Below are 7,920 nucleotides of genomic sequence, written 5' to 3' on the forward strand. Positions count from 1 at the left end.
CGGCGCCAGGAGCGCCGCGGCCAGGGCGGGGTCGAGCCGCCGCGGGGCGCGGACCGGCTGCAGGACGCGCCGGGCCCGGACGCTCGCGGGCTCCGGCACGAGGCACCACGTCGCTAGCGCGACCAGCAGGCCCGGGATCACGGCGCCCGCTCGACCGAGTCCGCGATCCGCTCGACCCAGCCGACGCCCGTGCACGCCAGCGCGACCCCGGCCGCCAGGCACAGGACCCCGGGCCACGTGCCGGTCAGGACCGCGAGCGGGTCGCCACCCATCCCCGAGCCCAGCGCCAGCCCCACCGCGGGCAGGACGGCCATCAGCCGGCCCGTGGCCCGCGCCGGCGCCACCCCGGACTCGACCTCCCGCTCGATCTCCCGCTCGGCCCGCGACGACTCCTCGAGCCGGTCCAGGACGCGGGCCAGCGGGGCGCCGGCACGCTCGGCGACGTGCCACGCCCCGGCCAGCTCGCCCAGCAGCTCGCGGCCCGGGGTCCTGGCCGCCACCCGCAGCGCCGCCGGGACGTCGCCGCCGATGTCGGCCGACCGGGTGGCGGCGCCGAGGAAGCCGAAGTCCGGCGCCAGCCCGGCCAGCACGTGCGCCGGGAGGATGCCGGCCCGGAGCTCGGCCGCCATCAGCCCGAGCAGGTCCGTGACCTCGGCCCGTCGTCGACGGACCGCGGACCTCGCCCGCGACGACCGGGCCTGGCGGAGCGCGAACCCGGCGGCCCCCGCGACGGTCAGGGCCAGGACCAGGCGAGGCCCCGGCAGCCCGACCACGACCGGGCCGCCGGTCGCGACGAGCAGGACGAGCCCGGTCGTCGCCGCGGGCCGCGCCGCGACGCTGCCGCCCAGGCCCAGACGGTGGCGGACCCACCACGTGTCGGGTGGCCGCCAGAGCAGCACCGCCAGGCCGGTGGCCAGCGCGGCGACGACCGTCACGCCAGGACCTCGCGGAGCCGGTCGTGGCCCGGGCCCCGGATCCCGCGTCCGTCGACGAACGTCAGCGCGGGCACGCAGGTCACGACCCCGTCGGGACGGCGGCGCATGACGGCGACCTGCTCCAGGACGCGGTGACCCGCGGACGTACGGCCGAGGTGGAGCACGAGGTCGATGCCGGCCGCGAGCTGGCTGTGCACCGCGTCCCGCGGCAGGCCGGCCGCGACGCCGAGCGCCTCGAACCGGGCCGGCACGTCGACCGGCGCGTTGGCGTGGACCGTCCCGCACCCACCCTCGTGGCCCGTGTTGAGCGCGGCCAGCAGGTCGACGACCTCGGCCCCGCGCACCTCCCCCACGACCAGGCGGTCCGGCCGCATCCGCAACGCCTGCCGGACCAGGTCGCGCACGGTCACGAGCCCCGCGCCCTCGACGTTGGCGGGGCGCGCCTCCAGGCCGACGACGTGCGGGTGGTCGGGTCGCAGCTCGGTCGCGTCCTCGACCACGACGATGCGCTCGCGGTCGTCGACCTCGGCCAGGACGGCCGCCAGCAGCGTCGTCTTGCCCGAGCCCGTCCCACCCGACACGACGAACGCGGCGCGGGACAGCACGACGGCCCGCAGGCAGCCCAGCGCGTCACCGGACAGCGAGCCCGCGGCGTGCAGCTCGGCGAGGCTGAACGTCCGACGCGCCGGGACCCGCAGCGAGATCAGCGTGCCGGGCCGGGCCAGCGGTGCGAGCACGGCGTGCAGCCGGGTGCCGTCGCGCAGTCGGGCGTCGACCCACGGGCTCGCGTCGTCGAGCCGGCGACCCGCCTGGGCCGCGAGGCGCTGCGCGAGCCGGCGCACCGCGTCCTCGTCGGCGAAGCGCACCGATGTGCGCTCCAGCCCGGCACCGCGGTCGACGTGGACCTCGGCGGCCCCGTTGACCAGGACGTCCGTCACCCCGGGCAGCGCCAGCAGCGGGTCGAGCAGCCCCGCACCCCGGGTCTCGCTGCGCAGCTGGTCGACCAGCGCCAGCACCGTGCCGCTGCCGGCGACCTGCTGCTCGGCCCGCAGCGCCTCCGCCACGCTGTGCGGAGTGGGCTCGGCGGCCTCGGCCGCGAGGCGCCGGCGCACTCGGTCGAGGATCGGCGACTCGGCCATCACGGCTCCAGGCCCAGGGCGTCCAGCACTGCCCCCGCGGCGCGGCGTCCAGAGCGCGACCGGCCGGGACCGTGCCCACGATCGACACCGCCGCGCACCCGACGATCGGGCCGCAGCCTCGCCACGACCGGGGCGTCGACCGCCTCGGCCACGGCGGCCGGCCCGATGCCGCCGGGGCGGTGCACGCTGACCACCGCGACCGACGGGGCGAGGTCCCGCAGCCGTCCCACGACCTGGCGGGCGGCGGCGACCGCGCACACCTCCTCCGGCACCAGCACGACGCTCAGCACGGAGCGGCCGACGATCTCCGGGCCGTGGTCACCGAGGTGACGGGGCACGTCGGCGACCACGACGTCGAAGCCGCGGACCGCCGCGGTCAGGACCGACCCGACGGCGTCCGGCAGCTCGCCGCGGTGGGTCGCGCGCCACGACAGCGTCGCCACGCCCCGGTGCGTCGGCAGGACGTCCGCGAGCGATCCCGCGTTGAGCCGACCCCGGGTCGCCCCGAAGTCGTGCCACCGCAGGCCGTCCGTCCGCTCGGCCCCGATCACCAGCTCGACCCCACCGCCCAGCGGATCGGCGTCGAGCACCAGCGGTCGCAGGCCCCGCCGGTGCGCCGCCAGCCCGAGCGACACCGCGAACGTCGAGGCCCCCACCCCGCCCGACCCACCGACGACGCTCACGACGGCGGCCTCGCCCCCGCCGTCGAGCGCCGACGACAGCGACTCCAGGACCCGGTCCTCCTCGTGCGGGGCGCAGACCGCGTCGACGCCCAGCGCGATCGCGACGGGCCACCACTGCGCGGGCTCCCGGGCGACGAGCACGACATGGTCGCGACGCACCAGCTCGGCCCGGGACAGCGCCGCCGCCAGGTCCTCGCCGACGATGACCGCCGCGGCCTGCCGCCACGCCCGTCGGGCCGCCGTGACGTCGTGCGCCAGGTCGGGGATCGCCCCCGCCGCGGCGCACCAGCGGAGGGCGTCGTCGAGCAGCCGCTCGTCCGACGTGACGATGAGGGGGGCGGTCGGATCCGTCATGCGTACGACGATCCCGGCCCCGGCAGGGGTCCGAAAGGCAGAAGTCGTGGCCTGTGGACGGCCGAGCGTGACCCGTCAGGGTGTGGACGCCCCTATCCTGAAGGGGTGAGCCCCACGAGGTCAGCCGCATTCTTCGACCTGGACAAGACGATCATCGCCAAGTCGAGCACGCTCGCCTTCGGCAAGCCCTTCTACGAGGGCGGGCTGCTGAGCCGCCGGGCGGTGCTGCGCAGTGCCTACGCCAACTTCATGTTCTCGATCAGCGGCGCCGACCACGACCAGCTCGAGAAGATGCGGGCCTACCTGACCCAGATGGTCACGGGCTGGGACGTCGAGGTCGTGCGGCAGTCGGTCGCCGAGACACTGCACTCGATCATCGACCCGATCGTGTTCGAGGAGGCCGTCGACCTGATCGAGATGCACCAGGCCGCCGGCCGCGACGTCGTGATCGTGTCGGCGTCGGGCTCGGAGGTCGTCGAGCCGATCGGGGCGATGCTGGGCGTCGACCACGTCATCGCGACGACCCTGGTGGCCGAGGACGGCCGTTACACCGGTGACGTCGAGTTCTATGCGTACGGGCCGCACAAGGCCGACGCGATGCGGGCCCTCGCCGAGGAGCGCGGCTACGACCTGGCGGCGTCGTTCGCCTACTCCGACTCCGAGACCGACGTGCCGATGCTCGAGGCGGTCGGGCACCCGTACGCGGTCAATCCCGACAAGGCCCTGCGCCGGGTCGCCGAGGACAACGACTGGCCCGTGCTGGTGTTCGCCCGCCCCGTCGCCCTCCGTCGCCGGCTGGGGCTGGACAGCAAGGTCGGCAAGGCCGCCGCGGTGGCGGTCGTCGCCGGCGCGGTCGGCGCGGTCGCGCTGTCGGTCGTGACCCGGCGCAAGCGCGTCGCCTGACCGGTCAGCCGGCGCGGACGGCCTCCACGACGAGCCGCGCGACCTGCTCCATGCCCGCCGCGGTGGGGTGCAGGAACGCGCCGTCGCCGTCCGGCGAGTTCTCGACCCCGTTGACCCAGGCCTCGTCCCCGGCGCACGCGTCGTGCCCGCGGGAGATCCCCCGCACGTCGACGAACCGGGCCTTGGTCCGCTCGGCGACGTCGCGCAGCGCGTCGTTGATGCCGGCCTCCCACGCCAGCGTGGCCTTGCGCCGGATCGACGACAGGGGCAGGGCCGCGCAGTCCCCCTGCTCGGGCGCGATGCGCAGGTAGCCCGTCATGACGACCTCGGCCCGCGGGGCGCGCTTGCGGATCTGCCGGACGATCGACGTGACGTCGTCGCGGGTCGTGTCGTAGACCTTCGGCATGTAGTCGGAGATGAACGTGTCGCAGCTCTGGTCGTTCGCCGAGGCCGGGATGAGGCAGTAGTTGAACAGCCCGGCGGCCGCGTCACCGTCGTTGCCGCCGATGCCCAGGGTCACCAGCGTGGTCCGCGACGTCACGGCGTCGAGCTGCGGACCCAGCACCGTGCCGTCGTCGAACGTCCGGCCGTCCTTCAGCATCGCGGTGGTCTCGCCACCGCAGCTGACGTCGACGAAGCTCGACACCCCCAGCTCCTTGGCCACGAGGCTCGGGTAGTTGTGCTCGTCCGAGCGCAGGCAGGCGGGGCTGGTCGGGTCCTGGACGTCGATCAGGGGGCCCGAGACGTACGAGTCGCCGAGCGCGACGTAGTCGCCGCTCGGCACCGGCTCGGCCGGGATCTCGGGCTCGCTGCGGCACCCGGTGAGCACCAGCAGACCGGCGGCGAGGAGCGCGACGGGGCTTGCGGCGCGACGGGGCATGGCACCGATCCTAGACAGCGCCGACCCCGGCTTGTGAAACGAGGCGCACAACGTTACGCGCCGGTAGGCCTTCCCCGGGGGGTGCCGAAAGGCGTACACAGGAAGCAGACCAACCGACAACTCCACAGCGGCACAGCCCCTCGGTACCCACGCGGCGATCACCCATCTCAATGGGACAGTCGCTCGACGGACTCCGGACCACTCAGGGATTCATCGGAGCCACGACGGCTACGACTCAGCACGCTTGGTAACCGAGGAGCTGGCCAAGGCGGCGCCGATCCCTCGAGACTCGGCGCCGCCGCCCTGTGTGGGGCCCGGCCGTGCGGGACGCTGGTCGGTCAGCGCGCGAGTGGCGAGGCCTCGGCGGCCCGGGTGAAGGCCTGCGAGGCGTACATCAGCCACTGGTGCACGCCGGTCGGCGTGCCGCCGGAATACGCCGCGAGGGCGGACCGGTAGCCGTCGGGCTCGGCCGCGTGCCCGGCCTCGGGCACCAGCACCGACGCGGGGTCGACGCCCTTGGCGACCATCACGAGCCGCTCGGCGGCCCGTCCCACGATGCCGTTGTGGCTGGCGAACGCCTCCGCGGCGGTGATCTCGGCGTTGACCAGCGCGGCCACGACGAGTCCCGGGGCCTCGGTGGGCTGCCCCAGCATCCAGGCGAGCTCGGTCAGCCGTCCCACCCCGTCGGGGTTGACCGGGCGGCCCAGGTCGGCGTCGGCGGTCGTTCCGGCGGCGGCGAGCGCGTGGATCCGGGCCAGCGCCTGCACCGGCGAGCGGTTCCAGACCGGCAGCAGGCCCAGCAGCTCGGTCGACAGCCGCACGGCACCCCGCGCGACCTCGTCACCGCCACCGGCGGCCAGGGTGTCGGCGTCGTACGCGCTGCCCTCGAGAGACGCCGTCGCGGCGGCGCCGAGCAGCAGGGAGCGGGCCGTGTCCGCCGGCGTGCTGCGGCGCAGGCCGCGGTCGCGCAGGATCGCGTCGATGCCGTCGCGGGTGCCGGCGTACGTCGACGGGATGCCCTCGAGCTGGGCTGCCGAGATGAAGGGATCGGACACGCCCGAAGCGTACCGGCAGCCTGTCACGCAGCCCGGTAGCCTTCGAACAATGAACGACTCCCCCGAAGATCGCACGGCCAAGTGGCTGGTCGGGGACCGTCTGGCCTGTGTCCTGCACCTCGGTGACGGGTCCCTGGCCTATCAGCTCGCCGAGCAGGGGCACGAGGTCGTGATCGCCGGGGACGACGTCACCGCGAGCCGCCACCCCGACATCCAGTACGTCCGTTCGGCCGGCGAGCGGCTGCCGTTCCTCGGCGACGCGTTCGACGTCGTGATCGTCCCGGAGCTGCGGGAGTCCCCGTCGGCGCTCGCGGAGTACGCCCGCGTGCTGCGCCCCGACGGCCTGCTGTCGACGATCTCGCAGCGGCACGACGACTCGATCCCGTGGATGCGCAAGCTCCGCGAGATCACCGGCGTCCGCGACCCCGGTGCCACGCCGGTCGACACGTTCGGCGCCTCCGGCCTGTTCCACGAGCCCGAGACCCACGAGCTCGGCACGTGGGAGAAGCTCGACCTGCCCGGCCTGATGCGGTTCGCGCAGGAGACCAAGCACCCGACGGTCGGCGAGGCGGCGCTCACCCAGGTCCGCGAGCTGTTCATGGCGTACGGCGCCCAGACCGGGTTCCTGCGGCTCCGGCACGAGACGGTGTGCGCCCGCGCCCGGGTCGACAAGTCCGGGATGAGCCACGAGGTCGAGCCGCCCGACACGATGTTGCTCGACTTCCGCTGACCCGTTCCGCTTCCCCGTGCGAGCGGGCTCGAACGTCCGGGAGGGTCCCGAGATCTTCGTAACCTTCGTCACCTGACCTCGTTTGACCATGCGTCGAGCGTCCCCGCCCCCAGGGTCCGCGGACGCCCGGAGAGTGCAGATGAGCGATGTCGACCCCCACGGCCCGTCCCGCCGCGGTCAGGATCGCCTGCGCCTCCTCGTCCACGACTACAGCGGCCACCCGTTCCAGGTGGAGCTGAGCCGCGAGCTCGCCCGCCGGGGCCACGACGTGACGCACTCCTACTCCGAGGCGTACGTCTCCGGCAAGGGCAATCTGCGGGCGCTCCCGGGCGAGACGCTGCGCTTCGACTCGATCAGCCACGGTGTCGTCGTCGACAAGCGGTTCGCCGTCCGCCTCCTGCAGGAGCTGCGCGCGGGCGTCGAGCTGGCCCGGCACGTACGCCGTGAGCGCCCCGACGTGGCCCTGATGTCCAACGTGCAGGTCGCGACGTTGGCGGTGTTCGCCCTGGCCATGGTGGTCTCGCGCATCCCGTGGGTGCTGTGGCACCAGGACGTCTACTGCGTCGCGGTACGCTCGTTCGCCGGCGCCAAGCTGTCGAAGGGCTACCGCGTCGTGGCCGAGGCGATCGAGGTCAGCGAGCGCTGGTCCTCGCGTCGCGCGCGGGCCGTCGTGGCGATCTCGGCGTCGGTCGCCGAGATCCACCAGCAGTGGGGCACGGGGCACAAGACGACCGTGATCCCCAACTGGGCCCCACTGGACGAGATCGTCCCGGTCGAGCGCAAGAACGACTGGTCCGTCGAGCACCGGCTCGACGACACCCTGACGCTGCTCTACTCCGGCAACCTGGGCCTCAAGCACGACCCGGCGCTGCTCGTGCGGCTCGCCCGCGGCGTGATCGACGCGGGTCGCGACGTCCGGCTGGTCGTCGTCAACGACGGCCCGGCGGCCGAGCTCCTGCGCACCGAGTCAGCCCGGCTCGACGTCCCGCTGACCCTGCTGCCCTACCAGCCCTACGAGCGGCTCTCCGAGGTCCTGTCGACCGGCGACCTGCTGGTCGTCCTGCTGGAGCAGGACGCGGGGGCGTTCTCGGTCCCCTCCAAGACGCTGTCCTATCTGAGCTCCGGCCGGCCGGTCCTGGGCCTGATGCCCGCCGAGAACCTCGCCGCCGAGCTCATCGAGCGCGCCGGCGGCGGCGTCTGGGCGCCGCGCGCCGACACCGTGCCCGCGGCCGCGGCCTGGG

Annotated in this window: 8 protein-coding genes; 3 read left to right on the forward strand and 5 right to left on the reverse strand. The window is 74.6% G+C overall.

Annotated elements, in window-relative coordinates:
• Window positions 1-137 precede the first annotated feature (137 nt).
• From JWQ91_RS05495 to ssd, 3 genes are read right to left on the reverse strand one after another with little or no spacing between them, the layout of a single operon-like run.
• Window positions 138-935 carry a type II secretion system F family protein gene (locus tag JWQ91_RS05495; protein WP_297781785.1) on the reverse strand — a complete coding sequence of 266 codons (798 nt, stop codon included), beginning with the start codon at window positions 933-935 and terminating at the stop codon, window positions 138-140.
• Window positions 932-2,074 (reverse strand): TadA family conjugal transfer-associated ATPase, encoded by a 1,143-nt coding sequence (locus JWQ91_RS05500; protein WP_297781786.1) that lies wholly within the window; start codon window positions 2,072-2,074, stop codon window positions 932-934. Before JWQ91_RS05500 ends, JWQ91_RS05495 begins: the two co-directional genes overlap by 4 nt.
• Complete coding sequence (ssd, locus tag JWQ91_RS05505; protein ID WP_297781788.1) at window positions 2,074-3,111, reverse strand: septum site-determining protein Ssd; 1,038 nt, start codon at window positions 3,109-3,111, stop codon at window positions 2,074-2,076. The genes JWQ91_RS05500 and ssd overlap by 1 nt, the downstream gene beginning before the upstream one ends.
• A gap of 105 nt (window positions 3,112-3,216) precedes the next feature.
• On the opposite strand from ssd, the gene JWQ91_RS05510 reads away from it, so the two are divergent.
• Window positions 3,217-4,014: an HAD family hydrolase gene (locus JWQ91_RS05510; protein ID WP_297781790.1), complete on the forward strand. Its 798-nt coding sequence runs from the start codon at window positions 3,217-3,219 to the stop codon at window positions 4,012-4,014.
• A 4-nt stretch (window positions 4,015-4,018) separates the two neighbouring features.
• Here the strand turns inward: JWQ91_RS05510 and JWQ91_RS05515 are convergent, their stop codons facing one another.
• Window positions 4,019-4,894, reverse strand: coding sequence for an SGNH/GDSL hydrolase family protein (locus tag JWQ91_RS05515; protein ID WP_297781791.1), 876 nt, complete (start codon window positions 4,892-4,894; stop codon window positions 4,019-4,021).
• A 338-nt stretch (window positions 4,895-5,232) separates the two neighbouring features.
• Window positions 5,233-5,949, reverse strand: a complete 717-nt coding sequence (locus tag JWQ91_RS05520; RefSeq protein WP_297781793.1) for an oxidoreductase — start codon at window positions 5,947-5,949, stop codon at window positions 5,233-5,235.
• Window positions 5,950-5,998: 49 nt separating this feature from the next.
• Here JWQ91_RS05520 and JWQ91_RS05525 point away from each other — a divergent pair, with 49 nt between their 5' ends.
• Both JWQ91_RS05525 and JWQ91_RS05530 read left to right on the forward strand, forming a co-directional pair.
• Window positions 5,999-6,679: a class I SAM-dependent methyltransferase gene (locus JWQ91_RS05525; RefSeq protein ID WP_297781794.1), complete on the forward strand. Its 681-nt coding sequence runs from the start codon at window positions 5,999-6,001 to the stop codon at window positions 6,677-6,679.
• Between the two features lie 139 nt (window positions 6,680-6,818).
• Window positions 6,819-7,920 (forward strand): glycosyltransferase family 4 protein (locus JWQ91_RS05530; protein ID WP_297781796.1); only part of this gene is annotated, 1,102 nt, incomplete at its 3' end.

The sequence above is a fragment of the Aeromicrobium sp. genome, assembly GCF_025965075.1.
Classification (GTDB): Bacteria; Actinomycetota; Actinomycetes; order Propionibacteriales; family Nocardioidaceae; genus Aeromicrobium.

Excerpts from the sequence above, each read along its gene's own strand:
- JWQ91_RS05500 (WP_297781786.1), bottom strand. The coding sequence starts at position 2,074 with ATGGCCGAGTCGCCGATCCTCGACCGAGTGCGCCGGCGCCTCGCGGCC.
- ssd (WP_297781788.1), bottom strand. The coding sequence starts at position 3,111 with ATGACGGATCCGACCGCCCCCCTCATCGTCACGTCGGACGAGCGGCTG.
- JWQ91_RS05515 (WP_297781791.1), bottom strand. The coding sequence starts at position 4,894 with ATGCCCCGTCGCGCCGCAAGCCCCGTCGCGCTCCTCGCCGCCGGTCTG.
- JWQ91_RS05525 (WP_297781794.1), top strand. The coding sequence starts at position 5,999 with ATGAACGACTCCCCCGAAGATCGCACGGCCAAGTGGCTGGTCGGGGAC.